This window comes from Brucella anthropi ATCC 49188, assembly GCF_000017405.1.
GTDB classification, from domain to species: Bacteria; Pseudomonadota; Alphaproteobacteria; order Rhizobiales; family Rhizobiaceae; genus Brucella; species Brucella anthropi.
The window spans coordinates 1,315,284-1,339,876 of record NC_009668.1 but is presented as its reverse complement, the minus strand read 5'-3'; the positions used below and the strand labels follow the sequence as shown (position 1 = coordinate 1,339,876).

The window sequence follows — 24,593 nt, the reverse complement described above, 5'->3', positions numbered from 1 at the left end:
TGAAAAACGGGGCTTACTGCCCCGTTTCCATGGATGACGGTGAAATAAATGGCCGATCCCACGAGCCGCCGACGAAGAAATTGAGCGGCGGCTTGGCGGGCGGAGTTTCGGCTGGCGGCTGGCTATCCTGACCGTCTGTGCTGCCTTCCTGTGGCTGCTGCGGCTGGCTGTTCGGGAAAACGACTTCACCACTCAGCGCCAGACTGCGATCCACGAAAGGCACAATGCCTGCCAGCGTCAGCGTGCCATCGGAAGTGTCGAGACGCGCATTTTCCAGCGTCGCCACACCATCGGACAGATTGGCTTTCACATCCAGACGATTGAAGGCAAGCGCGACGTTTTCCTTTCGCTCCAGAGCGAAGAAGCGCTGGCTCTGCGCCTTGGTCAGAAAATCCTGCACGGCAAAGCCCTGCATCTGACCATTGTTGAGCTGGATGGAAACATTGCCCTGCGCGTTGGTCAAAAGGCCGGACCAGCGATTGGCCGGACCTTTCATGAACAGGGAAACATTGCCTTTGCCGCTTACGAAAGGCTTGTCGAAGCCAAGTGCCGTAAAGAACTGCGAACTGTCGATATCCGAGGCGTTGAAACGCAATTCGCCGCTCGCACTTTTCAGGTCACGCACGATCTGCACATTGGCTTGCATGATGCCGTTGAAGGCTTTGGCGTCGCCGATGTCGAAGATGGCACGTCCGCCTCGTATCTGAACCGCAGCAGCTACACCCGTCATGTTCACCGGGCCCGCCGTGGCACTCTGCGCGGAAAGGCGAAGGTCGACTTCTGCGCGATCAATGAAGCTCGTATCGACCACGTCGCGGTCGTGATTGTTGCGCTCGTTCGGCGAGCGCGCGCCGCTATCGGGCAGTGGAATGAAGGCTGAAAACAGGCGACCAAGGTCAAGCTTGTCGAAAGCCAGTGTTCCGGTTACCGCAGGCTGTTCCTGTTCCAGACCGATCTCGATCACGCCCTTGGCCGGGCTGTCGCTGGCGGTCATTTCCACATCGGCGAATTTCAGCCGTTTCGGTGTCGCGGTTATGGTGGATTCCAGCGAGAATGCACCAATTTCGGCGCTGCCCGCAATTGGCGGAAGGCTGAGCCAGCGTACCGCGCCGCTGAGTGACGGGGTTTTGGCAGTCAGATCGCCTTCGAAAAAACGATCCTTGGAAATATTCGCCTTGCCCTGAAATGTGAGGCTTAGCGGATTGGCGGTCAGGCTTGCGGTCACATCCGATGTGCCGCCCGCCAGAAGCGGCAGCGCTTGTGCGGCAGTCAGGCTGAACTGGGAGGTCTCTTCGCGCCATTTGGCGCTGCCCTTCAGCGTTGCGGCGCTTGATGTGCGCGGCCATTCCAGTGTTGCGTTGACATCGGTTATCTGCTCGTCACTGGTGATTTCCGGCTCGCTATCCGGACGGTTGAAGGCAATCGTCCCATCACGAACCACGACACGGCCAAACGGTTGTGAAGCCTGCTGCGTTGCCTGTGCATTATCCCCGGAACCGTCTTTCTGCAGGGCGCGCTGCGCACGGATCGCGGTGCCGAGGCGTCCGTTGGAATTGGCGATGGCATCGAGGAGCTGTGAGAAATTCGAAATCGGTCCGTCGAGGTTTACATGCGGACGGACGATCTGCGTTTCGGAAAACGAGATATGTCCCATGATAGCATCGAGCGGAGAAAGCTCCACATCGATGCGATCAGCGCTCATGAGTGGTTTCTGACCCTGATCGGTAAGTTTGCTGAGCGTCACGCCGTTCAACGATGCGCGCAGAACGGGGAACACCTTCAGGCGAGGGGCTTGTCGCAGTTCAACGCTATAGCCGGTCCAGGCGCTGATTTCCTGTGCAACGCGGATACGGATGGCATCGGTAGAGACAATAAAAGGTACCACGGCCAGCAAGGTTGCTGCAGCCGCGGCGCAGAGAATGACGAGCGCAATTATGAGGCGCGTAAATCGGGGCCAGCGCATCAACCGTCCAATCAGTGAAGTTTCATAGAAACACGCCACGTTTTTTCTTCGCGCCGCGCCTCTGGTATTCGTTTTTTTGCATATCGTTATCGCAAAATTGCTGAGCACTTTTGCGCGACATATTTCAAGCTGTAAACCAGCAATGGGTCAAAGCAAAGACGCTAGTTTTATGATAAGTCGTCTACGGTTGCAGAGAACGGAATCAAATCAACAGCGCTGCTTCTTTCCTATGGTTAATCAATTGCTGCGCGGAAATTAACCCTGATTTTACAGTCGCTACTAATGCGTAAATTCTGAACGAAGAACTTAAGGCGTCGTTAACCGGCTTCACGCGATAAGGAATGCAACACTGAGTGATGATCGAGCTGCCGTTTCCGGTGCTCCATTGCGAATTGCTTTTGTGTCCTTTGTCTCTGAGATTCTGATAGCGCCGGTTCGTCCGGCGCTTTTTTTTGAGCTTGAACAAGGACATGAAAAAACCTCCCGCAAGGGGAGGTTCTTTAGCCTTTCAAGGTGCCGATCAGTCAGCCAGTACGCGTGTCGGCGGGAAGGCAATCTCGACCACCGTTCCGTGTCCCGGAGTGGAATCGATGGCAAATTGCGCCCGATTGGCTTCTACCATGGCTTTTGTCAGGGGCAGGCCCAGCCCGGTGCCTTCGCTGCGCCAGTCCTTCGCGGTCTCGGCCTTGCGGCGTTCCAGCGCGTTGACCTGCCGGAATGGTTTCAGTGCCTGCTCGACCTCGGATTTGGTCATGCCGATGCCGGTATCGCGCACCCGCATCACGACATCGCCGTTCATTTCATAGCTTGTCGACACGATCACCTGACCGCCCGGAGCTGTGAAGCGCACAGCGTTGGACAGAAGGTTCAGGGCCACCTGCTTGATCGAACGCGTATCGGCAACGATGTCGGGCAGGTTGGATTGGAAGCTCGAACGGATGATGACACGCTCGCGATTGGCCTGCGGTTGCATCAGTGCGATGGCTTCGGCAATGGCATCGTTGAGTGAGACCGCTTCAAACTGCATGTCGAGAGCACCAGCTTCGATCTTTGAAATGTCGAGCAGATCGTTGACCAATGCCAGCACGTGATTGCCGGAACGGTTAATGTCGCGCAGGTAATCCCGGTAGCGATCATTGCCGATGGAGCCGAACTTCTCGTCGGCCATCAGCTCGGAAAAACCGATGATTGCATTGAGCGGCGTGCGGATTTCGTGGCTGATGCGTGCCAGAAACTCTGTTTTCTGGCTTGAAGCGCGTTCAGCTTCCTTGCGCGCATTGGTTAGTTCTTCCTCGGTGCGTTTCCACTGCGTGATGTCCCGCAGGACGGCGCAGAACCCACGCGTGTGCGGCAGTTTGCCGATGGTCATGAACAGCGGAATAAAGCCGCCCTTGGCTTCGCGGCCGATCACTTCGCGCCCATCATTGAGGACACTCAGAACGCCGTTGCCGGAAAGGCCGTGCAGATAGTCCATGGCGGCGCGCTGGCTTTCGATGGCAAACAGCATAGAAAAGAACTTGCCTTCCGTCTCGTCGCGTTCATAGCCGAAGAGAGCCGAGGCCGAATGGTTCATCGAGCGGATGCGGCCTTCAGGGTCAATAAGGACAACGCCATCCGTCGCCGTGTCGAGAATGGTCTTCAGTTCCTCGACATGATCCGCAAGTGCCTGCTTCTCGTCGTCCTTGTCGATCGCAACCGGCGCTTCAGCCGGGGCGGCAACGGCTTCAACGGATACCGGTGCAGCTGCCACCGGCATCAGGCTCAGCATGAGTGCGCGGCCTTCGCGCCAGGAAATGGCGTTGAGATGCGCATCGACAGGTTCTTCGCTGCCATTGGCGCGGCGCAACACCATGCCCTGTCGCGTTTCGCCATCGTCGCTTTCGCTGTTGAACAGCACATCGACGCCACCCGCACCGCGAATATCATCAAGCGATTCATAGCCGGTGAGATCGAGCAAGGCCTGATTGACGTAATGGATCTTATCGCCCGAATGAATGATGACCGGCACAGGCAGATTGGCCAGCAGGGCCGTTTCATCTCCATAGGCCATTCCGGATGACGGAAGTGATGCTTCGTCGGCGGTAACTTCGTCGATGAGCGACGCTTTCACTTCGGTCTTTTCGACCGGCTGCGAGCTGTCAATAACAGGCTCGTCCGATATGGCGACCGTTTCGGTTTCGGCGCGCGAATTGGCAAGACCCTGCTTGCGCAGACGATCAGCAATTTCGCGGAATGCGTTGCGCTCGGTCTTGGTCAGCCCGCCTTCGGGACGCTCTTCGCGCTCCCGTTCCTTCAGCATCCGCGCCTGGTCCGCAGCCACTTTCTCTTCTGCGCAAGCGTTCAGTAAGCTGATCACCTTATCGGATTCCCGACGTCCCGGTGTCGGCGCGATATCCAGCGGCGGCTTGGGCAGCGTTGCGACAGGGCTGTCGTCATTGGCAACTTCTTCGCCTAGCGCCAGAACATCGTCGTCTTCGACAGGTGTTGCCGTTTCGACCGGTTCGCTGACGGGCTTGCGCGCCTGCGGAATGCCGCCTGCAAGCACCAGCCCGATTTCTTCCGGGTCCTTTTCGGCCTCAGCCGGACGCACCAGGCCAAAGCCGCGGAAACCGGTAAATTCCCGATCGCGCGAATAAACGGGCAGGGCGGCAAGCTCGACCGGCACGCGCAAATCCGTGCCCTCTACCGGCCACATCAACCGTTTTCCCGACCATGTGTCACGCTTGTCCAGCAGTGCCGCAATACTGCCATCGGGATCGAAGCCGAAGACATTGGCCACATCGGCAAAGCGACGCCCGACGACATCAGCCGCATTCGGCCCAATCGTCGCGGCAAGGTCCGGCGATATTTCGCTGAATGTGCCGTCCGGTCCCACCTTCCAGATGAAGCGCGCGGGCGGAGCATCCTGTTCGAACACAAAGCTACGGGGCTTCTGCTGATCGGTGGAAGCATCTTCAGTATTTGCGCTCTCCACGGGCTCTGGAAGTATCTCTTCCAGAATTTCTTCGGCCTCACCCTGCAGAGCGGCGGGTGCTTCCAATGTCGCGACGGGAGCATCACCGATGATGCAAAGAAGATGCATGGGCGGCGTATCGGTCAGTCGCGCAATCGCTCCCGGCACGGAATGCTTTCCGGCGCGGATGCGGCGCTTGACGATACGGTCAGTCGCATCTGCAGCTTCAATGACAAGGTCTTCCAGCGTCGTGGAGGAAATGTCGAGTGCAGCAAAACGCGGGCTCGCGGCAATCACCCGGCTGTTCGCGTCGATCAGCGCAATATGCGTGCTGTCGTCGCTGAGGCCGGAAATGATGTCTTCAGCTTCTGCGTCCTTGCCATCGGCAGTCAGCAGCAGCCCGGACACGCCGTCGGGAAGCGTAATATGTGACACGCTGAACCGGGTAAGGTCGGAACGCAGTCCGCCGCCGAGGCGAACGGAAACGGTTCGGGTTTCACCCTCCGCATTGCTGTTCGAAGAGGCGATCTGCCGGCGTGTGGCGATGGGCAGATCAAGGCCGCCGCCGATCATGTCTTCCACGCGATCGAAGCCGAAAAGCTTCGCGCCGGGGCCGTTGACCCAAAGCACTGCCGACAGGTCGTGCGTCAGCACGAGCTGCGCATCGCCCTTTGCAAAGCCCTCGCGGATAGAATCCAGCGCGGCAATATCGATGAAGGGGTATGATCCTGACATACCTGTCCTTACCTGTTCTTTCGACCGCCCGCAGTGCTCGTTAACACCCTGTTAATAAGCCTCTTATGGGCGCGGGTCCACATTGCCATTTGGTATGGGCTGCATTTTCTGTTTCATTAGTTAATACGGGAAAGGCAATTTTACAGGCTCGGGCCAATATCCGGGTTGTGCACAGCCGGTCACCTATAATGGTTACCAGCCGGTGACCGTTAACAGCAGGATTTGATATTGAATCCCGCAATTGGGAATTTCTCAAAAAAGAGAGCTATAATCACTTGCAATATGGATCGATTCTCCGTATGTGACCCCCTGTCGGCGACGCCAGAGCGTTACGCAGCCGACACAAAGGTACGCGGTCGTAGCTCAGTTGGTTAGAGCGCAGGATTGTGGCTCCTGAGGTCGTTGGTTCAACTCCAACCGACCGTACCATTGTCTCTCATATATTCGTTGCGAGTTTAAATCAACGATAAAACGCTGGTTCGTCGAGCTGCGAAAAATTCATAAAAACAACAGTTTAATGCGAATTGCAGGAATGCGATAGCGCGCTTGATGCTTTAATTGGAACCAATAGCCTACCCTGCCATTAGGTCTGTAGCGGCAAATCTTATGCCGCTGAAACCAACAGGAGGATTTGATCCATGAAACAGGTCAACCCGACTGAGGCAAGGCAGGGGCGCGAAGGCAAGCCCGTTCTCATCGTGCTGCTGGTCAGTATCGCGGCGGCACTGGTCGTGTGGGTGCTGGTCGAAATCTACGGCACCGTTATTTCTCCCGATGAGAATACGCCTAATGGCGAGAACTCCCTGCCACCCGCCACGACGGAATCGGTCCCACCGGCGTCGGCGAAATGATCGTTTGCTTGCGAGTGCGCGTCGTTGGTACATTCGTCTATAGCGGAACCAAACCCAATGGTGCCCGTTGTGAAGCATGGAACAATTCTGGGCTGAATTTACGCATGAGAATGTAATCAGTTTGCCGGTGGTTCTGGCGCGGATGCTGCTGGCAACACTGCTCGGTTCCATTATCGGTCTGGAGCGGGAATGGCGTCGGCGACCGGCCGGGTTGAAAACCCATATGCTCGTCTGTCTCGCCTCCGCTACCTTCACGATTGTTTCGCTGGAACTGGTCAATGTGCCGGTATTCAACGATCAGAATATCCGGATGGACCCTTCGCGGCTCGTTGAAGCAATCACCAGCGGGGTCGCCTTTCTGGCGGCGGGGTTCATCATCTTCGCACGCGGAAAAATAACCGGCATCACGACCGGCGCCGGCATGTGGCTTGCAGCCTCAGTGGGGCTCGCCAGTGGTCTGGGCCTCTGGCATATCGCAATCATGGCGACATTGATTGCCGTCACGGTTCTGGTCGTAGTGGGCAGGATGGAAAACTCGGTTGGCCCGGACAACAGCAAAGTCGAGGACAAAAGCTCCTGAGCTGTTACCGAGCCAACAGTTTGCCGGAGTGACGGATCAAACGTCGGCGAGCGCTTCGGCGATGCTGTCCTTCAGGGCAAGGCGCTGTTTGCGCAGGTTTGTTTCTTCTTCCTGGCTTACTGGCGCAATCTTCGTTTCAGCGCGGTGGATGCGGTCATTGACGGAATCGTATTCTTCCAGAATGCGGGCAAAATGCGCATCCTTTGCCTTCAATGCGTGAATGGCGTCGAGCTGGCCGGGAAACTCTTCTCCAAGTGTATGGGGGGTGTTCGACATTCTTTAGCTCCTTCCTTTGTTGAAAAGAGCTTCGCAAGCCAGCGAGCCAAAGGCATTGATCGCGATCAAGTTGAGCGGAAAGGAATATGCGGAAACTGCATGGCTGGCATGCAAATGCCGATCTTCTAAGTTGTCAGTGCGATCCCCATCTCATGGGCACGGACCAATGAAGTGTCCGTGATGGAGAGAAAAATGTTTACCCGCTTCAATAATCGTTTCGGTCGTGCATTCGCGCAATTCGGCAGCGCCGTTCGTGCCTCTGCTGCTGTGCGCGCTGGTCAGAAGCCTACTGCCCAGGACCTTGAGACGCTTGGCATCGACGTTGACCAGTTCCGTCGTATTCAGGGTTGAGCAATCAAGTAAGCGTATGCGTATCTGAGTAAAAAAGCCCCGGATTTCCGGGGCTTTTGTTTTTAGTCTTCGTCCGTTGCCATCTGGCTCAGCAGGGCACCCTTGCCGCGCTGGCGCATGATCATCGGCACAACGACTGCTGCAATCGCCAGTGCGATCAGCACGATCGATACCCAGGAATGCACCAGAGCCATCGGGTTGCCCTGACTGATCTGCAATGCCTGACGCAGGCTCTTTTCTGCCATTGGCCCGAGGATCAGGCCAACAACAACCGGCGCGATGGGATATGAGAAGCGTCGCAGCACATAGCCCAGCACACCGAATGCCAGTAGCAGGCCGAGCTCGAATGAGACCGGCAGGCCGAACAGCATCGAGGTGGAGGCATTCGCACCGATTGTGCCAAGCGTTGCGAAAACCAGAATACCTGCATAGAGCCAGTGGCGCGGGATGGTGAGCATCTTCACCCACAGGCCGATCAGCGGCAGGTTGAGAACCAGCAGCATCAGATTGGCCACGAGAAGGCTCGCCACCAGACCCCATACCAGCGTGGCATTGGTCACGAACAGGAGAGGGCCGGGCTGCAGGCCGAACTGCTGGAAACCGGCAAGCATGATTGCTGCCGTTGCCGTGGTTGGCAGGCCGAGCGTCAGAAGCGGCACGAGGGTGCCCGCAGCCGAAGCGTTATTGGCCGCCTCCGGTCCCGCAACGCCTTCGATGGCGCCTTTGCCGAATTCTTCCGGATGTTTCGAGAACTGCCGTTCCGCCGAATAGGAAAGGAAGCTCGACACGTCGGCGCCGCCTGCAGGCATGGCTCCGATTGGAAAGCCGATGGCGGTGCCGCGCAACCACGGCATCCATGAGCGTTTCCAGTCATTCTTGGTCATCCAGACGGAACCCTTGACGGCGATGACTTCATCTTCCGGTCGAAGCTTCTTCGACACGACCGCAAGGGTTTCACCGATGGCGAACAGCGCCACCGCCAATGTCGTGACATTGATCCCGTCGAGCAGGTTCGGCGTTCCGATGACGAGACGTGCCTGACCCGTCAGCTGATCGATGCCGATCAGGCCGAGCGCCAGTCCGATGAACAGGGACGTCAATCCGCGAAGCGTGGAATCGCCGAATGCTGCCGAGACCGTCATGAAGGCCAGAAGCATGAGCGCGAAATATTCGGACGGTCCGAAGGACAGGGCGAATTTCACGACCCATGGTGCGACGAAGGCAAGCGCCAGAGTGGCGAGCAGGCCTGCGATGAACGAGCCGATGGCCGCCGTTGCAAGCGCTGGTCCGCCACGCCCGGCCCGGGCCATCTTGTTGCCCTCCAACGCGGTGACGATGGAGGCGCTTTCTCCCGGCGTATTGAGCAGGATCGACGTGGTCGACCCGCCATACATGCCGCCATAATAAATGCCCGCGAACATGATGAGTGAGCCGGATGGATCCAGCTTGTAGGTAACGGGCAGGAGGAGCGCGACGGTCAGCGCCGGGCCAATGCCGGGCAAAACACCGACGGCGGTGCCGAGCGTGACACCGATCAGCGCGTAAAGAAGGTTCGATGGTTCAAGCGCCACCAGAAGTCCGTTGGCGAGAAGTGCGACAGTATCCATGATGGCACTGAGCCTTTAAAGCATTTCCAGCAAAAATGCGAAGCGGTTTTGCGTAGGATAATGCGACAAAACAAGGACTTAGAGCATTTCCAATGTTTCAGTCAAAACTGGGAATGCTCTAAACGAATTGTTCGAGCCAGCCGGACGGCAGCGATAGCTGCAGGCCGCGTGCAAAGATGAACCAGATCACGAAGGCGAAGACGATGCCGACGGGAACGCTGATCCAGAATTTGCGATAGCCGAAGCCACGTGCGGTTGCTGCGAAAAGCAGGCCGGTGGACAAGGAAAAGCCGACAGTCTTCATCGTCAGCATCTGGATGGCCAGACCGCCGATGATCCATGCCATCGGGGCGATCTCCTGATGCTCTCGCTCTGGAAAATCACCGCGAAGCGCCTCGAATACGGTCCAGATGGCAAGGCCGAACAATCCGGCTGCGACGACATAGGGAACGGTTTTCGGGCCGACCGGCGAGTAGCTCGTCACGTCGTTTCCATAGGTTGTCGACCAGGCAATGGCGATGGCGACAGCGGCAAGAACAAGGGCGATGACAAGAGCGGCGAAATCTGGCGCCGCCCCTTCCGGGCGGCGCTTTTCCTGCGGTTCTGTTCCTGTCATTTGACGAGGCCGATTTCCTTGAGGATGGTTTCAGTCGCAGCGACGTCCTTGGCAAGCTGCTCCTTAAACGCCGGGCCGGCGAGATAAGTATCCGCCCAGCCCTTGTCTTTCAGAGCCTTCTGCCAGGATTCCGACTTCACCATTTTCTCGATATCGGCATTGATGGCAGCTTCCTGTTCGGCAGTGATGCCGGGAGCAGCGGCCACCATGCGCCAGTTCTGGATAGAAACGTCCACGCCACCTTCCTTGAAGGTCGGTGCGTCGATGCCTTCCACGCGCTCGTCGCTCGAAATGCCAATGATGCGCAGCGTACCGGCTTTGATCTGGGCGTCGAATTCGCCATAGCCGGAAATGCCGACGGTTACCTGATTGCCGAGAATGGCTGCCAGTGCTTCGCCGCCGCCCGAGAAGGCGATGTAATTGACCTTGGTCGGGTCGACGCCTGCTGCCTTGGCAAAGAGGCCAGCGGTGATGTGATCGGTGCCGCCCGCAGAACCGCCGCCCCACGAAACGGAGCCTGGATCAGCCTTCAGCTTTGCCGCAAGGTCGCCAAGGTTCTGGATGTCGGAAGAAGCAGGCACGACGATGGCTTCATATTCACCGGTGAGGCGTGCAATCGGCGTGATGGCGTCGAGCGTAACCGGCGATTTGTTGGTCAGGATAGCGCCGACCATGACATAGCCACCGACGATGAGTTGGCTCGGGTCGCCCTTGTTCTGGTTCACGAACTGGGCAAGGCCGATAGTGCCACCAGCGCCCGGAACGTTGATGACCTGCACGCTGCCGGAAATCTTTTCGTCCTGAAGCGCGCTCTGCATCGTGCGCGCCGTCTGGTCCCAGCCGCCGCCCGGAGCCGCAGGCGCCAGCACCTTGTAGTCTTCTGCGGAAGCAGAGCCTGCCATAGCCAACGCCGCTACCGACGTCAGGGCCAGAATAAATCTACGCATATGTCCTCCCAAATAGAATGTATGCCGCCTCCCGGCGGACCTCCCCAAAGTCCCGCTCCTCTAGCGGGAGAAAACTACATGGAGATTAGCGAAAACAAATTCAATAGGCCAGCGCATGCGACGATAGTTTGGCCGCAATTTAAATAACGGGCTTTCGAATCGCTTGAAAACCGTGCGTTGGAAATAGCCATCGAGACCTGCTTGACGGCGACATCGGGTCAACGTAATAGTGTAACGACGGTTCCCCGACCGAGAGCGAAGGGGATTAATAGGGAACACGGTGAGGACGACCCGAAAAGGGGCCAAGACCGTGGCTGCCCCCGCAACTGTAAGCGGATTGCCGTTCATCCTCGTGACGTTGAAAGCGTCATGCCACTGTGCCGGAGAAGCGCGGGAAGGCAGATGAACAGCAGATATTCGTGAGCCAGGAGACCTGCCGTTTAGTGTTGTCCATTGTCACGGGCGGGGATGCCCGGAGCAGGAGCCGGTTATGACAGATTTCCGCGTCGCAGGACGCATCCTTCCATCGTCATCGCATGATTTCGACATGTCCCCGGATATGCCTGTCCGTCTTCCGTATCGGATTTTTTCCGCCAGCTGACAGGGCGTCTTTTTCTCATCATTTCGGGGACTTTCATGAATATTCTCGGCAAGATGCCGTTTCGCGCCGCCCTCTGTGCGGTTGCATTTCTCGCAGGCGGTTTGGCTGCACAGGCAGCGGAAACGCAATATCCGCTGACGCTGAAAAATTGCGGTCGTGACGTTACCTTCAAGCAGGCACCGAGCCGCGCGGTTGCGGTCGGCCAGAGCAGCGCAGAAATTCTTTACAGCCTTGGTCTCAGCGACAGGGTCGTCGGCACGGCAGTGTGGTTCGGGCCTGTTCTCAAAGGTTTTGAGGAGGTGAATGCCAAGGTAAAGCGGCTCGCCGATAACGATCCGAGCTTCGAAAGCGTTCTGGCGCAGAAGCCGGATATCGTAACGGCGGATTTTCAGTGGCATGTCGGCCCGACCGGCATTGTTGCGAAGCCTGAACAATTCGAGGAACTGGGCATTCCGGCCTATACATCGCCTTCCGATTGCGTTGGCAAGGACAATTCCGGCGGTGGCGACGGTGTTCGTACGGCAGCCTTCAAGATGGATATCGTCTATCAGGAAATCACCGAACTGGCGGAAATCTTCAATGTGCAGGATCGCGGCGAGAAACTCGTCGCCGACCTGAAGGCGCGCGAAGCGGCCGCGCGCGAAAAAATTGGGTCTGCTGGCGGCAAGCTGTCTGCCGTTGTCTGGTTCTCCAGCACGCAGGTCGATGCCGATCCTTACGTCGCAGGCAAGTTCGGCGCACCCGCCTATATTCTTTCGGCACTCGGCATCAAGAATGTGATCAACAGCGAGGAAGAATGGCCGACGGTCGGATGGGAAACGATTGCGAAATCGAACCCTTCGATGATCGTGGCTGCAAAGCTGGATCGCCGCCGCTATCCGGCTGACGACATTGCCGTCAAGCACCAGTTTCTCGAGAACGATGCGGTCACGAAGCTGATGCCTGCGGTTAAGGGCAAGCATGTCTTCGACATGGATGCGCAGTCGATGAGCACGTCGCTTCGCGTGATCGAAGGCATCGAAACACTTGCAGCCGATATCGCCGCCTCGGGCCTGAACAAGTGACGGCGCGGGTAGCGACAACAGGCTTCAAACAGAAGGGAAGGACCCGCTCCGGCGTGTTCTTCCTGGCCTTTTCGCTTGTCCTGCTTCTTCTTGCCCTTTGGCTCGGAGCGGCGATAGGCGAAACGGCGATACCACTCGATGTGGTTGCGAAAACCGTAGCCAATCGGGTGTGGAATGCCGGATATCCGCTCGAACCCATCGATGAAGGGATTGTCTGGAGCTATCGCCTCAGCCGTGCGGTTATCGCTGCATGTTGCGGCGCGTCTCTCGCAATATCCGGCGTCATTCTGCAGTCGCTGCTCCGAAACTCGCTCGCCGATCCTTACATTCTGGGCATTTCCGCCGGCGCTTCGACTGGAGCCGTCGCCGTTGCCATTCTTGGCATCGGCGCTGGCGTGCTGACACTCTCGCTGGGTGCGTTCATTGGCGCTATTGTTGCTTTCTGTCTCGTGTCCCTGCTGGCGCTGCGGGCGGGGCGAGGCAGCAGCGCTATCATTCTGGCGGGTATTGCCGGTTCACAGCTTTTCAACGCGTTGACGTCATTCATCGTCACCAAAGCAGCAAATGCCGAACAGGCGCGCGGTATCATGTTCTGGCTCCTTGGCAACCTTTCCGGCGTGCGCTGGCCGGACGTAACACTCGCTTTGCCTGCCTGTTTGATCGGTCTTGCCATCTGTCTGTGGCATGCGCGTGCGCTCGATGCCTTCACCTTCGGAACGGAATCCGCAGCTTCTCTCGGCATACCGGTGCGCCGCGTCTACGCGGTGCTGATCGGCGTCAGCGCCATGATGACGGCGGTCATGGTTTCCATCGTCGGCTCTGTCGGCTTCATAGGCCTCGTCATTCCCCATGCGGCGCGAATGGTGGTCGGAGTTCGGCACGGCAGGTTGTTGCCCGCGGCGGCCCTTATCGGAGCAATCTTCATGATCGTTGCGGATATTCTGTCGCGTATCATTATTCCGGGTCAGGTTCTGCCGATCGGGGTTATCACGGCGTTGTTCGGTGCGCCGGCCTTCGCCCTGTTGCTTGGACAAAGGAGGGCGTCGTCATGATCCTCTCAGCATGCAATATCGGCTGGTCGACGGGCAGTGTCGAAATCTTGCGCGATGTTTCGCTGGAAGTGGCGGAAGGTGAGTTTCTTGGCATCATAGGGCCGAATGGTTCGGGAAAGACCAGCTTTCTGTCTTTGCTTTCCGGTGTTCGTAGATGCCGCGTTGGCGAAGTGAACCTCTGCGGTGCATCCATCGACAGTTTTAGTCGTCGCGAGATTGCGCGCCAACTGGCGCTGGTCGAGCAACAGGCGGGAACAACCGAGCGCATTACGGCGCGTCAGGCGGTCGAACTCGGGCGAACGCCCTATCTTGGGGCCCTGTCGCCATGGTCGGCGGAAGACGATGCAATCGTTGACCAGGCGCTGGTCAATGTCGATATGGTCCATCTGGCTGACCGCTATTGGCACACGCTTTCCGGCGGAGAGCGGCAGCGCCTGCATATAGCGCGCGCCCTGGCGCAGGAGCCGCGGATTTTGCTTCTGGACGAACCGACCAATCATCTCGATATCGGGCACCAGATCGGGTTGCTTGATCTTGTCAGCCGCCAAAAACTGACAGTCGTGGCCGCCTTGCATGACCTGAACCATGCCGCGATGTTCTGCGACCGAATCGCGGTGATGGACAAGGGCAATCTCGTCGCGCTCGGCACACCGCGAGAGGTGTTGCGGGCAGAGCGCATCGCCGAAGTCTTCGGTGTCGATGTCGACGTCGAATATCAGGGCATCAGCGGCTGTCACATCCGCTATCGTGCTCCGGGCCAGCGCCCGTTGGAACTCAGACATTCTGCATGATCGGTCAGGCTGCAAGTCATTGTTTCGGTTGCTGCGGTACTTCTAATAAACGGGAAATAAATAGGATCATGAAATAGGTATTACTAATATTAAGATTGATGATTTCGGGTAACATCATGAAAAGTTGTAGCTTTTTCAGAGTTTACTCACAGTAATGTGAGTGATTTTGTTGACAAACTGTTTCCATCGCGTTGACGGTTGCGCTATACAACCTCAGCGCATCAGGGCATGCATTCACTTGTAAGGCTGCGGCCTTTCTTGCTGAGTGCAGGCTGAAGGACAGAAGAGATCATTCTTTGATTTGTTCCGTCATTCACGGTTCTGATATGCGGGTCGCTCCGGTTTTTGGGCCGGGAAGATCCGTTTTAAATAAAGAAACCTTATTGGCAGGTTCGCATGAATGCGACTTGCGGCGAATGCAGTTTTTTCAATGAATTATTATACTTATAAAGAGCGGCGGCTTTTCGTTTTGGAAAGCCGCCGTTGTTTTATCAAGGATATTGGGCACCGGTGACGGTGAGATAGACCGCATAAAGCGACTTCGTTGCTGTGATGAACAGCCGATTGCGGCGTGGACCGCCGAAAGTCACATTGGCGACCGTTTGCGGCGTCCTGATCTTGCCGAGAAGCGCCCCTTCCGGCGAAAAGCAGTGCACACCATCACCAGCACTGGTCCACAAGTTCCCGTCCGTATCGAAACGAAAGCCATCCGGCAGGCCCATGTCGATGGTGCAGAAAACCGTGCCGCCCGTCAGGCGCTTACCGCCATCCACAACGTCGAAGACGCGGATGTGACGGGGCGCATCCTCATTGTGGCTATAGGCGCTGTCGGCGACGTAGAGTTTTGTTTCGTCCGGTGAAAAGGCGAGACCATTCGGCTGGTGGAAGTCAGTTATGACCGCATCGATGTTGCCGGTCTTCGGGTCGAGGCGATAGACATTGCGCGACGGCTGTTCCGGCTCAGCCTTGTAGCCTTCGTAATCGGCCATGATGCCGTAGGTGGGATCGGTGAACCAGATTGTTCCATCCGAGCGCACGATGACGTCGTTAGGCGCATTGAGCTTCTTGCCCTGATAGCTGTCCGCCAGCACAGTGATGCTGCCATCTGGTTCCGTGCGGGTGACGCGGCGACCGCCATGCTCGCAGGTGACGAGGCGTCCTTCACGATCACGGGTGTTGCCGTTGGAGAAATTGGAGGGCTGGCGGAACACTGAAACGCCGCCATCTGGGACCCAGCGCAGGATGCGCTGGTTCGGAATGTCACTCCACAAAAGGCAGTTCTGGTCACCGAACCACACCGGGCCTTCCGCCCAGCGGCAGCCGCTATAAAGTTCGTCCAGATCGGCGCTCGGCACGATCATCTGCTTGAAGCGTTCGTCGTGGATTTCGTAAATCGAAACAGTCTGAGACAAGGGAGATACTCCGAAGATAATTAGCGCTCGGCGCGTCGACCACTGGCGAGGACGATCACCGCAATGATGGTGAGGCCAGTCAGGACAAGACGGACACCGGCGCCGAAGCCGTAGGTGTTGAGCATCGAAACTATGAGGAACATGAAGAGGGCGGCACCCCAAATACCAGGGATGTTGGAATCACCACCTGCAACCGCCGTGCCGCCGATGATGACGACGGCAATCGACATCAAAAGATATTCCGCGCCCATGTTCAGCGCTGCGCCTCCCGAGAAGCAGGCAAGCAGGAAGCCGCATAGCGAAGCGAGCACTGCACAGAGCAGATAGGTGATGAAGCGGGTGCCATCGACCGGAACGCCCGCCATGCGCGCAGCGAAAGGATTCTGGCCAATTGCCGAAATCCAGCGTCCATAGATGCTCTTCTTCAACAGTACCCAGCCAATGACTGACAGGATCAGCGCCACGAGGGCGACATTGGGAACGCCAAGCGTGGAGGATGTCGTGAACTGCGCTAGGCTTTCCGGCGGTTTCACGCGCAGGCCGCGATTGCTCCAGATGGCGGTGGACTGGATCAGGAAGCTCATCGACAAGGTGGCGATGATGGGCGGAATGCGCAGAAGCTTGATCAGTGTATAATTGCAGATGCCAATGGCAACACCAACCAGAATGGCAACACCAAGCCCCGCAAGCACCATGCCGTCCTGCGTATCCATGAGCTTGAGCGCCAGTGTTGCGGCGAGCGTCATATTGGCCGGGACCGACAGATCGATATTGCCGGGTCCGAGCGTGATGACGAACATCTGGCCGAGGCCGACAATCACCGAAAAGGACGCGAAAGTGAAAGCTGCGTGGGAGAGCCCGTGCGCGCCAGCGCCGCCGGTAAAGAGGATGGTGATGATCCAGACGACGGCAGTGGCGATGAACGACCATATCCACGGACGGTTGGTCAGGATGGTGAGACCGCTCATTGCTTTTTCTCCCTCTTTTCGAGGCGATTGAGGAAGAGGCGCAATGCCAGCACCACGATGAGAATGCCGCCTTGTGCACCGATCTGCCAGTCCGGCGAAATGCGCATGAAGGAGAGGAACGATCCGGCAAGCGTCAGCGTCAGTGCGCCGATGACGGCTCCGATAGGCGATACGCGTCCGCCGACGAATTCACCACCGCCGAGAATAACGCCTGCGATAGACAGAAGCGTATAACGTAACGCGATATTGGCATCGGCCGATGTGGTGAGACCGACGAGTGCAATCCCGGCCAGCACTGCGAAGAAGGCCGCCAGTGCATAGGTTCCGGCGCGGATCATGGTCACAGACCAGCCCGCACGTTCTATGGAACGGCTGTTACCGCCCGCGCCACGCATCAGCACGCCGAAGGTCGAACGCATGACGATGAAATGCGTGACGACCGCGATCAGGATGCTGGCGACAATGGCCATCGGCATGAAAGGCGGCTTGGCGGTCATGATCCAGCGCGCCCAGTCCGGCGCCTGTCCGCCGGGCGAGGGCAGCAGCAGAACGGCAAACCCGCCCCAGACGAAGCTCATGCCAAGCGTGACGACGATGGAAGGCAGATTGCGCAGGTGGATCAGCGCGCCAAGCGCCGCATAAGCTGCAATGGCTGCGGCAAGGATCAGCATTCCGATGATGGGCGCAGTGTTGAGATAGGTTGCGGCAACACAGACCACGAAACTCACGAAGGTGCCCATCGAGAGGTCGAGGTCGTTGACCGCCATGATGAGCATCTGGGCGATGGTCGCTAGCGCAATGGGGACGGCCAGATTGAACAGCAGATTCAGCCCGGTATAGCTCATGGCGCGTGGTTGCATGTAGAAGACGGCGGCAAGCAGCAGAACCAGCGAGAAAACCGGCGTCAGCAGGCGGATGGAGGAAGAGGAAAGGCGCATTATTCGTGACCTCCCTCAAATGATGCTGCAAGCACGTTCTTTTCCGTAATGTCTTCGCCGGTCAGTTCCGCAACGATAGCGCCGTCGCGGAAAACATAGACACGGTCGCAAAGTTCGATTTCGTCCATTTCGGTGGAGTACCAGACGAAGGTGCGTCCGTTGTCAGCCTCATGGCGCAGGATTTCATAGACTTCCTGCTTGGTGCCGACATCGACGCCACGCATTGGATCGTCCATCAAAATAGTGTTGGCGCTGGTTGCCAGTGCGCGGGCGAAAAGCACTTTCTGCTGGTTGCCACCCGACAGTGACAGGATGCGGTTACCCATATCCGGCGTGCGTATCTGGATACGGTCTTTCCAGTCGCTGCCGAGGACATCTTCCCGCTTCTGGTCCACGAGTTTCAGCGACGACAGCCGGTCCAGCGAGCCGATGGTGAGATTGTGCAGGATGCTCCACAGCGGGAAGGTGCCGTTGAGGCTGCGGTCGCCAGCAACGAAGGCGATTTCGCAATTGCGTGCCGGAACCCAGTTCGGTCGCCGCGCATAGTAGAGATCGAGCAGCATCCTGGTCTGTCCGTGTCCGGCCAGCCCGGCGAGGCCGATGACTTCGCCCCTGAATGCCTCAAACGGCTTGATGTCGCTGGCGCGCTTGGCAAAGGACAGAACGGGCGTGCCGCTCGTGTCGGTCTTTGCAACGCGGCGCGCAGCCTTTTCGCGCTCGACGCTGCCCATGGCTTCGACGAGGCTGCGATTGGTGAAATCGCCCGCAGCGCGGTTGGCGACCACCTTTCCGTCCTTCATCACCACGATGCGGTCGGAGGTTGAGAGGATTTCACCCAACATATGCGAAATCAGGATAACGGCGCCGCCGGTGCTGACAAAACGGCGCACATAGGCCATGAGCTGCGCGGCAATGCCTGCATCAAGCGAAGAGGTCGGCTCATCGAGAATAACCAGTTTTGGCGCAGTGCCGGGCGCGGTAAAGTTGATGGCGATTTCGACCATCTGCCGCTCGGCGATGGAAAGCTCGTCGATGGTGGCGCCGCTGTCGATCTTGTGACCGGGGAAAATCTCGTCGAGCTTTTTGGAAATCAGTTCGACGGCCTTGCCGCGCCAGCCAGCGCCGGTCAGATCGCGCTGCATGATGCGGACATTTTCGGCAATGGTCAGGTTCGGAAACAGCGACAATTCCTGAAAGACGCAGCGCACGCCGTGCTTGCGCGCCATCGCTACGCCGTGTCCTGCTTCCTCATGATAGGAAACGCTGCCTTCATGTGGCGACAACCCGCCATTGATGACATTGACGATGGTGGATTTGCCCGCGCCATTGTGGCCGACCAGCCCGACGCATTCACCTTCGCGGATCACGAGCTCAGCGCCATCCAGTGCTTTCACCGCACCGAACTGCACGCGAATATTGCGCGCGGCGACGACCTCCCGTTTCTCTGCTGTTTCTGTCATACGCTCAACTGATTGCTGGAAATGCTGAAGAATAGACGATGGAAAAGGGCGGGAACGAAACCCGCCCCAATCGCTCGATTATGTGAGGCCCGGCTTACTTGGCCGCGTCGATGACCTTCTGCGCGTCTTCCAGCGAATATTCGACATTGGCGACGCCACCCTTCTGGGTGTTGGCCAGATCCTTGTCGAGCGATTCCTGGCTGACGCTGAGGAACGGAACCACGAGGTCCTTCTTCACGTCCTTGCCGTCGAGAATCTGCTGGGCAACCCAGAAAGCAAGCGTTGAAACGCCGGGTGCAATCGAAACCGACATGGTTTCGTAGCCATTGGCGTCCTTCTGTTGCTTCCACCACTGCAGTTCGTCTTCACGGTTGCCCATGATGATGATCGGCGTTTCGCGCTTGGCGGCGGCGAAGGCCTGCGCAGCACCATAACCGTCGCCGCCCTGCGTCACGACTGCGTCGATTTTCGGCAGGCTTGGGAGGATGCCAGCGACGGCACGCTGTGCCACGTCCGCCGCCCAGTCGCCATTGACGGAGCCGACGATCTTGAATTTCGGATGCTTCTTCACGCCTTCTTCGATGCCAGCATGGATATTGTCATCGACCGAAACACCGGCAAGACCGCGAATTTCAAGCAGGTTGCCGCCATCGGGGAAGCGCTTTGCGAGATAATCGATCTGGCCTTCGCCCATTGCCTTGAAATCGACCGCGATGCGCCATGCGCAAGGCTCCGTGACGGTGCCGTCAAAGGAAACGACCGTGATGCCCGCATCGCAGGCTTCCTTGATTGCACCGTTCAAAGCGGTTGGCGAAGCGGCATTGATGACGATGGCATCATAGCCTTGCAGGATCATGTTCTGGATCTGTGCGGCCTGCTCTGTGGCCTGATTTTCAGCCGTCGTGAACGGGTCAGCCGCAGCGACCACACCGGCCTTCACGGCTTCCTTGGTGATCTTGTCCCAGCTTTGCAGCATGGCCTGGCGCCATGAGTTGCCAGCATAATTGTTGGAGAATGCAATCTTCTTCGACGATGTGTCAGCCATCGCGCTGCCAGCGGCGAGAACGCCTGCCAGTGCTGCGGATGCGAAAAGGATTCTTGCGAGTTTCATTCTTTCCTCCCGGTTGCCAGTGTACGACCCGCAGCGCCCCGGCACTTCGGATCGTCTGAATTGATTATGATGCGAGCCTCCCGCACCGCCGCTCCTCAACGGCACCAGTCTGCACCTGACGCGATTTTACGCTCTTGTCTTGCGGGCAATTTTCTGGTGAAGCGAGGATGAAAGAAGACAAGCCTTCTGTGAAGGCCGAATGAAGCAACTGTCTTGCGGGTTCCCGCAGCAAAATTGCGGGAACCCGCAAGACGCGCCGAGGATGTGACGGCGTATTATAGTGCTTCAGGAGCAATTTGCGTTTGGAGGAGAAACGCTTGGCCGAACTCGTGCCCCAGAGGTTGCTCGACCACTATCTGAATATTTCCAGATTGCTGGCGGGACAGCTCGACTTCGATTCCATTATTCAGGCGGTGGCGGCGGAAATCACGCATATCGTGCCCTATGATCATCTGGACGTTTGCATCAAGATGGTCGATGGCAAGTTCCACATCGCCTATGAGAGCGGCATATCGACGGCCTGGAGTCGTAATCCTCCCGCCCTGTTGTCGGGCAGTCCCATTCGAACGGTGCTCTCCGGCGAAGTCGATCATCTACTGACCGACGATGCGCGCACCGATCAGCGTTTTCACTTTGATGGTTCCTTTTCCAGTCCGATCATCGAGCATGATCTGAAAGGCCGCCTGCATGTGCCCTTGAAGGCGCAGGGCGATATTATCGGTGCGCTCAGCTGCTCCAGTCTCGCGCCCGCCTGCTACACCATGCGGGACGTGGAAAACGCCCAGTCGATTGCCGATCTGCTTGCACCATATTTTTTTGCGATCCGCGCGGCGGAACAGGCCAAGCGTTCCGCTATCGTGGAAACGGAAGCGCGCGCTCGCGAGGAAGGCTTGCGTTTCGGCGCGTTGAAGCTGACCGAAGCGCTGGAGACAGAGCGCCATCGCATCGGTATGGATTTGCATGATCAGACGCTGGCCGACCTGACACGCCTTGCGCGTCACGTGGAGCGGCTTACCCATGCACCGGACCTCTCGGGCGAGCAGCTTGAACCGCTGTTTCGCGGGCTGCAGCATTGCATGCACGATCTCAGGCAAATCATTGAAGAAGCTAAGCCTTCAATTCTTCAGCTGTTCGGTTTTGTGCAAGCGACGGAAAACCATCTTGACCGTTCGGTGCGCGACAGTGGATCGTCCATCGAGTGGACGCTGGACGACCGCAGCGACGGCATGGCCGATCGGCTGGAGGAAACAGTTGCGACTTCGCTGTTCCGCATCGTGCAGGAAGCGATCAACAATACGATCCGCCATGCTCATGCCAGCCGGTTGCGGGTTACGTTTCGCGACAAGGGCGGTCGCCTGCACGTCGAAGTCGCTGACAATGGTATCGGCATGGATCGCCAGGTGCAACGTTCTAGTGACGGGCATGGCGTCGGACATGGGATCGACAATATGCGCACGCGCGCGCGGTTGATTTCTGCAAGTTTTGCTATCAGGAAAAATGGGGAAGGCGGTGGCACCAGCGTGACGATCCATCTGCCTGTGGAAATGTGCCGGGAGACGGGAGGGTAAAATGCATGTTCTGATCGTGGAAGATGATCCATTGCATCGCGCCTATCTTGGCGAGGCTGTGCTTGCGGCATTGCCTGAATGTAGCGATGTGCTGGAAGCCGACAACGGCTCGGCAGGTGAGAAGCTGGCCCGTCAGCACCGCGCAGCCCATATTGTCATGGACCTGCAGATGAGCGGGCGCAATGGTATTGAGGCCGCCCGCACCATCTGGAAGGAGAATCCTGAAACGCGCATCCTGTTCTGGTCGAACTATGCCGACGAAGCCTATGTGCGCGGTGTGTCGCGCATCGTGCCGGAAGGGGCGGCTTATGGCTATGTGCTGAAATCGGCGTCCGACGATAAGCTGCGGCTGGCATTGCGCAGTATCTTTGTCGAAGCACAATGCGTCATCGACCGCGAGGTGCGCGGCCTGCAGCAAAAGAGCCTCGGTCATGCCAGCGGTTTCAGCGAAAGTGAGTATGAAATTCTGGTCGATATCGCGCTGGGGCTTACGGATCGCGTTATTGCGCGCCGCCGCAATCTGTCGCTGAGAAGCGTTCAGAACAGATTGCAGCAACTCTATGAAAAACTTGGCGTTTATCAGGAAAAAGGTGAGCCGGAGGAAGGGCGTTTCAACCTCCGGGCTCGTGCCGTGACGGTAGCGCTTTTGCGCAAACTACTGAATTACAGTGCGCTGGAACGCGCAGAAATCGAACTGAACGAATGGCTTAGCCGACAGCTGCCTTCAAACGGCTCTGTGCGAGATTGAGGCCGAGTTCCGACGCAAGGGCGATGACCGGAGCGAAGCGACGCCGCTTTTTTTCGTCATGGTTGGAAGCAATGTCTGCGATGCGATGCTTGAGGAAAGGGTTGAGAAACCGCTCCCGCACCGAAGCCACGTAAGCTTCGGCCTGTTCGCCAAGGCCGTCCGCAGCAAATACCGGCAGGACTTCCTCGCGCCATACCGCTTCCAGTTCATTCCGGATCGTTTCGTCCTGCATGGCTTCCAGTACGATCTCGTCTTTCGGACGGCTGCCCTTGAGCCATTGTTCCGCGATGAATGTGTGGCCAAGGTTGAGCAAGTAGAGTTTCAAATGCTCATAGCGCGCAAGATCGTCGGTGACGACGATATCTTCGTGTTCGCAAGGAAGCGTCAGGCCATCGGCCTTCTCGATTGCCCAGAGCGCATAGGGCTCGGCGATGGCGCCGATTGGCTCGATGGGTTCGGAAACGATGCGGTCGACAAGGCTGTTGGCAAAAATGCATCGGGTTTCGAGCCATTGCACGAAACCGTCCGGCAGTTTCCAGTCATGGGCAAGATCGATGAGGATCGAGCGCAACCTGTCGCCATTGCGCGAGATCAGCTCGCAGGGAAACAGCGACAATGGCGCATCGGGATTGTGCTGCCAGCGGTGATGTAGGAGCACCAGAAGTTTGGCTGGAAAACTCTTCGGCAAGGCATCCGGGTTCGCAAGAAGCGAGCTGTCATCGCTTCTGTCGAGTTCGTAGCCCTTGTCGCCGGTGTTGGAGAGGATCACATCGACGCTGGCACCGAGGTCGAGAATCGCCGCCCAGTCGTGATGTGCGGAATAGGCAGCGGTAACGCCCTTCGCCTGATGTTCCGTTTCGGATGGCTTGCCGTCGACAAGCCCACGGATCATCACAGGATAGCCGTTGCTTTCGTTCAAAGCCGCGATGCGCTGGCTGCTCTGCGGGTTTGAAGTCGTCTGCACGACGGCAATTGTCCCGATGGCTTTGCCCTTGGAAAGCGCCTCTGAAACAAAGAAATCGACATGAGCCAACAGAAAACGGCTGGTGCCGAACTGCAGGATCGCTGGCTTCTCGTGCATGACCTTCTCCCATAAATCAGTGGTTTTAACTAAGCGATGCAGGGTAAATTGGTCAAGCCAGTAGGATTCTTTATCGAACGATTGGTTCGGTTCCACATGATGAAATGCGCGATTTGCCGCAATTAACCGGGTTTTTAAGCATATTGCGCTTCTGTTCGGTTGGAAATATGGTAAGGCCAATTCGAGGAGAGGCGGATTTGGGAGCGCTATGAGCGATTTTACGGCAACTGCGGAACCGCGCAGGCTTTATCAGCAGATCGCAGATCGGGTGAGAAGCCTTATCCAGGACGGCCAGTTTCCTGCTGGCAGCAGGCTACCGGCTGAACGCGAGCTGGCGCAGCAACTTGGCGTGTCGCGGCCTTCGCTGCGCGAGGCGCTTATTGCACTCGAAATCGCCGGTAATGTCGAAATCCGCATGGGGTCCGGCATCTATGTCACGGCAGAGTCGGAAAAGCGTTCGCTTTTACATGGCGCTTCCATCGGCGAGAGTCCGCTTGAAATCATGCAGGCGCGCGAAATGGTCGAAGGCAGCGTGGTCGTCACGGCTTGTGCGCGCATGACGCCTGAAAGGCTTGCCGAGTTGCGCGCAACGATTGACGCAATGAAGGTGAATGTCGATGCCGGGCGCAAGGCGATTGAGCTCGACAGGCAGTTTCATCTGCTCATTGCCGAGCAATCGGGCAATTCCGTGCTGGTGCGCATCGTGCGCGACCTTTTTGACGAGCGGCATAGTCCGCTGACGTCGCATATCAGGACGCGCTTCGAGGATAACGATACATGGGCTCTGGCTTTGGCCGAGCACGAAGCCATCTATGCGGCGCTGGAAGCGAGGGATCCGCTTCAGGCGCAGGCAGCCATGCGAACGCATCTGGACCGGTCCAAGCAGCGTTGGATGGATAATGAACCCAGCGAGTAATTAG

General features: G+C 57.6%; 22 protein-coding genes, 1 tRNA gene and 1 riboswitch. Of the genes, 10 read left to right on the top strand and 13 right to left on the bottom strand.

Annotated features, from left to right (window positions below; translation table 11 throughout):
• Positions 1 to 13: 13 nt before the first annotated feature.
• From OANT_RS20250 to pdhS, 3 genes are all read right to left on the bottom strand, one after another.
• Complete coding sequence (locus OANT_RS20250; protein ID WP_012093274.1) at positions 14 to 1,963, bottom strand: AsmA family protein; 1,950 nt, start codon at positions 1,961 to 1,963, stop codon at positions 14 to 16.
• 202 nt (positions 1,964 to 2,165) lie between these two features.
• A complete protein-coding gene (locus tag OANT_RS20245) occupies positions 2,166 to 2,435 on the bottom strand; it encodes a hypothetical protein (protein WP_040128640.1) in 270 nt (89 codons plus the stop codon).
• A gap of 48 nt (positions 2,436 to 2,483) precedes the next feature.
• On the bottom strand, positions 2,484 to 5,651 hold the full coding sequence (pdhS, locus tag OANT_RS20240; RefSeq protein ID WP_012093273.1) for a cell-division control histidine kinase PdhS: 3,168 nt from the start codon (positions 5,649 to 5,651) through the stop codon (positions 2,484 to 2,486).
• A gap of 352 nt (positions 5,652 to 6,003) precedes the next feature.
• Here pdhS and OANT_RS20235 point away from each other — a divergent pair.
• The 3 genes from OANT_RS20235 (at position 6,004) to OANT_RS20225 (ending at position 7,082) form a co-directional block, all read left to right on the top strand.
• A tRNA-His gene (locus OANT_RS20235) sits at positions 6,004 to 6,080 on the top strand.
• A gap of 209 nt (positions 6,081 to 6,289) precedes the next feature.
• Entirely contained in the window at positions 6,290 to 6,502 is a 213-nt protein-coding gene (locus OANT_RS20230; protein ID WP_010659108.1) for a hypothetical protein, read from the top strand.
• 76 nt (positions 6,503 to 6,578) lie between these two features.
• Positions 6,579 to 7,082: an MgtC/SapB family protein gene (locus OANT_RS20225; RefSeq protein WP_012093272.1), complete on the top strand. Its 504-nt coding sequence runs from the start codon at positions 6,579 to 6,581 to the stop codon at positions 7,080 to 7,082.
• Between the two features lie 36 nt (positions 7,083 to 7,118).
• Here the strand turns inward: OANT_RS20225 and OANT_RS20220 are convergent, their stop codons facing one another.
• Positions 7,119 to 7,358, bottom strand: coding sequence for an HP1242/YdcH family protein (locus OANT_RS20220; protein ID WP_012093271.1), 240 nt, complete (start codon positions 7,356 to 7,358; stop codon positions 7,119 to 7,121).
• A gap of 192 nt (positions 7,359 to 7,550) precedes the next feature.
• Between OANT_RS20220 and OANT_RS26940 the strand changes: the two genes are divergently transcribed.
• The gene (locus OANT_RS26940) at positions 7,551 to 7,709 is read left to right on the top strand and encodes a hypothetical protein (protein ID WP_100229493.1); all 159 of its coding nucleotides are present in this window, start codon (positions 7,551 to 7,553) and stop codon (positions 7,707 to 7,709) included.
• 62 nt (positions 7,710 to 7,771) lie between these two features.
• Here the strand turns inward: OANT_RS26940 and OANT_RS20210 are convergent, their stop codons facing one another.
• The 3 genes from OANT_RS20210 to OANT_RS20200 all read right to left on the bottom strand — a co-directional run bounded on the left by OANT_RS20210 (position 7,772) and on the right by OANT_RS20200 (position 10,879).
• On the bottom strand, positions 7,772 to 9,316 hold the full coding sequence (locus OANT_RS20210; RefSeq protein WP_012093270.1) for a tripartite tricarboxylate transporter permease: 1,545 nt from the start codon (positions 9,314 to 9,316) through the stop codon (positions 7,772 to 7,774).
• 118 nt (positions 9,317 to 9,434) lie between these two features.
• A complete protein-coding gene (locus OANT_RS20205) occupies positions 9,435 to 9,932 on the bottom strand; it encodes a tripartite tricarboxylate transporter TctB family protein (protein ID WP_010659103.1) in 498 nt (165 codons plus the stop codon).
• The gene (locus tag OANT_RS20200; protein ID WP_010659102.1) at positions 9,929 to 10,879 is read right to left on the bottom strand and encodes a Bug family tripartite tricarboxylate transporter substrate binding protein; all 951 of its coding nucleotides are present in this window, start codon (positions 10,877 to 10,879) and stop codon (positions 9,929 to 9,931) included. Before OANT_RS20200 ends, OANT_RS20205 begins: the two co-directional genes overlap by 4 nt.
• Before the next feature lie 225 nt (positions 10,880 to 11,104).
• Positions 11,105 to 11,334: riboswitch (cobalamin riboswitch) on the top strand.
• Positions 11,335 to 11,515: 181 nt separating this feature from the next.
• On the opposite strand from OANT_RS20200, the gene OANT_RS20195 reads away from it, so the two are divergent.
• From OANT_RS20195 to OANT_RS20185, 3 genes are read left to right on the top strand one after another with little or no spacing between them, the layout of a single operon-like run.
• On the top strand, positions 11,516 to 12,544 hold the full coding sequence (locus OANT_RS20195) for an ABC transporter substrate-binding protein (protein ID WP_012093269.1): 1,029 nt from the start codon (positions 11,516 to 11,518) through the stop codon (positions 12,542 to 12,544).
• Positions 12,541 to 13,596: a FecCD family ABC transporter permease gene (locus OANT_RS20190; protein ID WP_040128643.1), complete on the top strand. Its 1,056-nt coding sequence runs from the start codon at positions 12,541 to 12,543 to the stop codon at positions 13,594 to 13,596. The genes OANT_RS20195 and OANT_RS20190 overlap by 4 nt, the downstream gene beginning before the upstream one ends.
• Positions 13,593 to 14,387 (top strand): ABC transporter ATP-binding protein, encoded by a 795-nt coding sequence (locus OANT_RS20185; protein ID WP_012093267.1) that lies wholly within the window; start codon positions 13,593 to 13,595, stop codon positions 14,385 to 14,387. The genes OANT_RS20190 and OANT_RS20185 overlap by 4 nt, the downstream gene beginning before the upstream one ends.
• Positions 14,388 to 14,878: 491 nt before the next feature.
• Here OANT_RS20185 and OANT_RS20180 read toward each other — a convergent pair whose 3' ends face one another.
• The 5 genes from OANT_RS20180 to OANT_RS20160 all read right to left on the bottom strand — a co-directional run bounded on the left by OANT_RS20180 (position 14,879) and on the right by OANT_RS20160 (position 20,276).
• A complete protein-coding gene (locus OANT_RS20180) occupies positions 14,879 to 15,748 on the bottom strand; it encodes an SMP-30/gluconolactonase/LRE family protein (protein WP_049768458.1) in 870 nt (289 codons plus the stop codon).
• 71 nt (positions 15,749 to 15,819) lie between these two features.
• On the bottom strand, positions 15,820 to 16,767 hold the full coding sequence (locus OANT_RS20175) for an ABC transporter permease (RefSeq protein WP_012093265.1): 948 nt from the start codon (positions 16,765 to 16,767) through the stop codon (positions 15,820 to 15,822).
• On the bottom strand, positions 16,764 to 17,705 hold the full coding sequence (locus OANT_RS20170) for an ABC transporter permease (RefSeq protein WP_012093264.1): 942 nt from the start codon (positions 17,703 to 17,705) through the stop codon (positions 16,764 to 16,766). Before OANT_RS20170 ends, OANT_RS20175 begins: the two co-directional genes overlap by 4 nt.
• Positions 17,705 to 19,165, bottom strand: coding sequence for a sugar ABC transporter ATP-binding protein (locus OANT_RS20165; protein ID WP_012093263.1), 1,461 nt, complete (start codon positions 19,163 to 19,165; stop codon positions 17,705 to 17,707). Before OANT_RS20165 ends, OANT_RS20170 begins: the two co-directional genes overlap by 1 nt.
• Before the next feature lie 94 nt (positions 19,166 to 19,259).
• Entirely contained in the window at positions 19,260 to 20,276 is a 1,017-nt protein-coding gene (locus tag OANT_RS20160; protein ID WP_012093262.1) for an ABC transporter substrate-binding protein, read from the bottom strand.
• A gap of 317 nt (positions 20,277 to 20,593) precedes the next feature.
• Between OANT_RS20160 and OANT_RS20155 the strand changes: the two genes are divergently transcribed.
• Positions 20,594 to 21,844, top strand: coding sequence for a GAF domain-containing sensor histidine kinase (locus OANT_RS20155; protein ID WP_040128645.1), 1,251 nt, complete (start codon positions 20,594 to 20,596; stop codon positions 21,842 to 21,844).
• Between the two features lies 1 nt (position 21,845).
• The gene (locus OANT_RS20150; RefSeq protein ID WP_012093260.1) at positions 21,846 to 22,592 is read left to right on the top strand and encodes a response regulator transcription factor; all 747 of its coding nucleotides are present in this window, start codon (positions 21,846 to 21,848) and stop codon (positions 22,590 to 22,592) included.
• Here OANT_RS20150 and OANT_RS20145 read toward each other — a convergent pair.
• Positions 22,552 to 23,673: a mannitol dehydrogenase family protein gene (locus OANT_RS20145; protein ID WP_012093259.1), complete on the bottom strand. Its 1,122-nt coding sequence runs from the start codon at positions 23,671 to 23,673 to the stop codon at positions 22,552 to 22,554. The two genes, OANT_RS20150 and OANT_RS20145, sit on opposite strands and share 41 nt — an antisense overlap.
• 208 nt (positions 23,674 to 23,881) lie before the next feature.
• Here OANT_RS20145 and OANT_RS20140 point away from each other — a divergent pair, with 208 nt between their 5' ends.
• On the top strand, positions 23,882 to 24,589 hold the full coding sequence (locus tag OANT_RS20140; protein WP_010659090.1) for a FadR/GntR family transcriptional regulator: 708 nt from the start codon (positions 23,882 to 23,884) through the stop codon (positions 24,587 to 24,589).
• Positions 24,590 to 24,593 lie beyond the last annotated feature (4 nt).

What these genes read in the sequence shown, in the direction of transcription:
- OANT_RS20250 (WP_012093274.1), bottom strand. Translation starts at nt 1,963, where the DNA reads ATGCGCTGGCCCCGATTTACGCGCCTCATAATTGCGCTCGTCATTCTC.
- OANT_RS20245 (WP_040128640.1), bottom strand. Translation starts at nt 2,435, where the DNA reads ATGTCCTTGTTCAAGCTCAAAAAAAAGCGCCGGACGAACCGGCGCTAT.
- pdhS (WP_012093273.1), bottom strand. Translation starts at nt 5,651, where the DNA reads ATGTCAGGATCATACCCCTTCATCGATATTGCCGCGCTGGATTCTATC.
- OANT_RS20230 (WP_010659108.1), top strand. Translation starts at nt 6,290, where the DNA reads ATGAAACAGGTCAACCCGACTGAGGCAAGGCAGGGGCGCGAAGGCAAG.
- OANT_RS20225 (WP_012093272.1), top strand. Translation starts at nt 6,579, where the DNA reads ATGGAACAATTCTGGGCTGAATTTACGCATGAGAATGTAATCAGTTTG.
- OANT_RS20220 (WP_012093271.1), bottom strand. Translation starts at nt 7,358, where the DNA reads ATGTCGAACACCCCCCATACACTTGGAGAAGAGTTTCCCGGCCAGCTC.
- OANT_RS26940 (WP_100229493.1), top strand. Translation starts at nt 7,551, where the DNA reads ATGTTTACCCGCTTCAATAATCGTTTCGGTCGTGCATTCGCGCAATTC.
- OANT_RS20210 (WP_012093270.1), bottom strand. Translation starts at nt 9,316, where the DNA reads ATGGATACTGTCGCACTTCTCGCCAACGGACTTCTGGTGGCGCTTGAA.
- OANT_RS20205 (WP_010659103.1), bottom strand. Translation starts at nt 9,932, where the DNA reads ATGACAGGAACAGAACCGCAGGAAAAGCGCCGCCCGGAAGGGGCGGCG.
- OANT_RS20200 (WP_010659102.1), bottom strand. Translation starts at nt 10,879, where the DNA reads ATGCGTAGATTTATTCTGGCCCTGACGTCGGTAGCGGCGTTGGCTATG.
- OANT_RS20195 (WP_012093269.1), top strand. Translation starts at nt 11,516, where the DNA reads ATGAATATTCTCGGCAAGATGCCGTTTCGCGCCGCCCTCTGTGCGGTT.
- OANT_RS20185 (WP_012093267.1), top strand. Translation starts at nt 13,593, where the DNA reads ATGATCCTCTCAGCATGCAATATCGGCTGGTCGACGGGCAGTGTCGAA.
- OANT_RS20180 (WP_049768458.1), bottom strand. Translation starts at nt 15,748, where the DNA reads ATGATCGTGCCGAGCGCCGATCTGGACGAACTTTATAGCGGCTGCCGC.
- OANT_RS20175 (WP_012093265.1), bottom strand. Translation starts at nt 16,767, where the DNA reads ATGAGCGGTCTCACCATCCTGACCAACCGTCCGTGGATATGGTCGTTC.
- OANT_RS20170 (WP_012093264.1), bottom strand. Translation starts at nt 17,705, where the DNA reads ATGCGCCTTTCCTCTTCCTCCATCCGCCTGCTGACGCCGGTTTTCTCG.
- OANT_RS20165 (WP_012093263.1), bottom strand. Translation starts at nt 19,165, where the DNA reads ATGACAGAAACAGCAGAGAAACGGGAGGTCGTCGCCGCGCGCAATATT.
- OANT_RS20160 (WP_012093262.1), bottom strand. Translation starts at nt 20,276, where the DNA reads ATGAAACTCGCAAGAATCCTTTTCGCATCCGCAGCACTGGCAGGCGTT.
- OANT_RS20150 (WP_012093260.1), top strand. Translation starts at nt 21,846, where the DNA reads ATGCATGTTCTGATCGTGGAAGATGATCCATTGCATCGCGCCTATCTT.
- OANT_RS20145 (WP_012093259.1), bottom strand. Translation starts at nt 23,673, where the DNA reads ATGCACGAGAAGCCAGCGATCCTGCAGTTCGGCACCAGCCGTTTTCTG.
- OANT_RS20140 (WP_010659090.1), top strand. Translation starts at nt 23,882, where the DNA reads ATGAGCGATTTTACGGCAACTGCGGAACCGCGCAGGCTTTATCAGCAG.